The sequence below is a fragment of the Komagataeibacter kakiaceti JCM 25156 genome, assembly GCF_000613305.1.
This window is the reverse complement of the sequence record NZ_BAIO01000324.1, coordinates 1-2,713: the sequence shown is the minus strand read 5'-3', so window position 1 is coordinate 2,713 and position 2,713 is coordinate 1. Positions and strand designations below refer to the sequence as shown.

General features: G+C 64.1%; 3 protein-coding genes. All 3 read left to right on the top strand.

Annotation, left to right across the window (positions count from 1 at the left end):
- Positions 1–229 precede the first annotated feature (229 nt).
- The 3 genes from JCM25156_RS13105 to ychF are packed head-to-tail and all read left to right on the top strand — an operon-like array spanning position 230 to position 2,560.
- Positions 230–847 carry a 50S ribosomal protein L25/general stress protein Ctc gene (locus JCM25156_RS13105; RefSeq protein ID WP_025813435.1) on the top strand — a complete coding sequence of 206 codons (618 nt, stop codon included), beginning with the start codon at positions 230–232 and terminating at the stop codon, positions 845–847.
- 39 nt (positions 848–886) lie between these two features.
- Entirely contained in the window at positions 887–1,459 is a 573-nt protein-coding gene (gene pth / locus JCM25156_RS13100) for an aminoacyl-tRNA hydrolase (RefSeq protein ID WP_025813434.1), read from the top strand.
- Between the two features lie 6 nt (positions 1,460–1,465).
- On the top strand, positions 1,466–2,560 hold the full coding sequence (ychF, locus tag JCM25156_RS13095; RefSeq protein ID WP_025813432.1) for a redox-regulated ATPase YchF: 1,095 nt from the start codon (positions 1,466–1,468) through the stop codon (positions 2,558–2,560).
- The last annotated feature ends 153 nt before the right edge of the window (positions 2,561–2,713 follow it).

Below are 2,713 nucleotides of genomic sequence, written 5' to 3'. Positions count from 1 at the left end.
CCGCGCCCTGCGTTCGGCCATGCACCTCAAGCCCAATGTCCGGCTGGCCAACGCAACGCCCATATGGGCCGAACCGGGGGCGACGGCCCAGTGGGAACTGACCGCGCTGACCTGAAAAACCATGGCTGCGGGGCGTGGGTGATTGCATCGGGCGCGGTTTTCCGTTAAAGGCCGCGCACGCGCTGGCACCCCTGGAGGCCCGCGCGCTTGTGTTTCAGGAGCAGAACAAGTGACCAAATTCACGAAAATCGAAGTCTCTTCGCGCGCGAAGGCTGGTAAGGGGGCAGCGCGTGCAACGAGACGTGCCGGCCATGTGCCCGGTGTTATCTATGGTGCGAAGCAGGAACCCGTCCTGATCGCGCTTGACCCCCGTATCGTGCATCGTGAGCTGCACAAGTCCGGCTGGCGTTCGCGCATCTATGACATCTCGGTCGATGGTGGCGCGTCCGTGCACGCCCTGCTGCGCGAGATCCAGCTTCACCCCGTGACCGATGCGCCGATCCACGTGGACTACCAGCGCCTTGCCGCTGGCCACAAGGTGCATGTGGAAGTGGAAATCCGCTTCGAGGGTGAAGAAGTCGCCCCCGGCGTCAAGCGCGGCGGCGTGGTGAACATTGTCCGCCACACGGTTGAAGTGGTGGTTGATCCGGCCAACATTCCGGAATACTTCACCGCCGACCTGTCCGGCCTGGACTTCCACGACAACGTGCGCTGGGAAGACCTGAAGGGTACGGAAAACGTGACCCCGGCCCTGCATGGCACGAACTTCGTGATCGCCAACGTCACCCCGCCGAGCGTTGACGAGGAAGCCACCGACGAGGCCGAGACCACCGAAGCCGAGGGCTGATCCCTCACCCCCGCCACGGACACGACAGGAGAAAACACGATGCTGCTCTGGACCGGTCTTGGTAATCCCGAGCCGGGAATGAGCCGGAATCGTCACAATGTCGGGTTCATGGCGGTGGACCGGATCGCTGACCGCCACGGGTTCTCCCCGTGGCGGAAACGCTTCCGTGGCGAAATCGCGGAAGGGATGGTCGGACGGCACAAGGTGCTGCTGCTCAAGCCCATGACGTATATGAACCTCTCGGGTGAGAGCGTTCAGCAGGCGGCGGCCTTCTACAAGCTGTCCGCCGATTCCATTACGGCATTCCATGACGAGCTGGACCTTGCCCCCGGGCGTATCCGCGTAAAGCGGGGCGGCGGAGCGGCGGGGCATAACGGCCTGCGGTCGATGGACCGGATGCTGGGCACGAAAGATTACTGGCGCGTGCGGCTTGGCATCGGGCATCCCGGCAGCCGCGAGCGTGTCACGGGCCATGTGCTGGGTGATTTCTCCCGCACGGACCGCGAGTGGCTGGACCCCATGCTCGACACGCTGGCCGATACGGCCGCGCTGCTGGCGGACGGACAGCCGGAACTGTTCATGACAAGAATGGCCGCGCAGGCCGGGGAGTAAGGGCGTATGGGCTTTAACTGTGGCATCGTGGGCCTGCCGAATGTGGGCAAATCGACGCTGTTCAACGCCCTGACCGAGACCGCTTCGGCGCAGGCCGCGAATTATCCGTTCTGCACGATCGAGCCCAATGTCGGCCGGGTTGCGGTGCCGGATGCGCGGCTGGCCGAACTGGCGCGTATTGGCAAGTCACAGAAGATCCTGCCCACCAGCCTTGAATTCGTGGATATCGCGGGTCTCGTGCGCGGGGCTTCGCGCGGGGAAGGGCTGGGGAACCAGTTTCTGGCCAATATCCGCGAGGTGGATGCCATCATCCACGTCCTGCGCTGTTTCGAGGATGATGACATTACCCATGTGGAAGGGGGCGTTGACCCCATCCGCGATGCGGAGATCATCGAGACGGAACTGATGCTGGCCGATCTCGAATCGCTGGAAAAGCGTATTGTTGCCCTTCAGAAAAAGGCGCGGGGCAATGACCGTGAGGCGGCGGCCCAGGTCGAACTGATGGAACCGCTGATCGCGGCGCTGCGTGAAGGCGAGCCCGCGCGCAAGGCCATCCCCGAGGGGCAGGAGGAAGCGGTGCGCCGCCTCCAGCTCATGACCTCCAAGCCCGTGCTGTATGTCTGCAACGTGGATGAGGCGTCGGCCGCGACCGGCAATGAATTTTCCGAACGCGTGCGCGCCCGCGCCGAGGCGGAAGGCGCGGCGATGGTGGTCGTCTCCGCCGCGATCGAGGCCGAAGTCAGCCAGTTGGGCGCGGAAGACCGTGTCGAGTTCCTCGAGGGGCTGGGCCTGAAGGATAGCGGGCTGGATCGCGTGATCGCCGCCGGGTACCAGTTGCTGGGCCTGAGCACCTACTTTACCGTCGGCCCCAAGGAAACCCGCGCCTGGACCATTACCAAGGGCACGAAAGCCCCGCAGGCGGCCGCCGTCATTCACAATGATTTTGAACGCGGCTTCATTGCCTGCGAGACCATTGCATATGAAGACTATATTGCCTGCAATGGCGAAGCGGGCGCCCGTGAGGCCGGGAAACTGCGTATCGAGGGCCGGGATTACGTGGTGCAGGATGGTGATGTCCTGCTGTTCCGCTTTAACGTCTGACCGGCAAATGGCTGGCCGGGGCGAATGGCCCGGTCGGGGATGGATCAAGGAGTAACGGATTATGGATCAGGCTGTTGCAACCCCCGGGCGGGCAGATGCACCGCAGCCGGACGTGATCCGCGCCATGGCCATCGCCGCGCGCCAGGCGGCCCG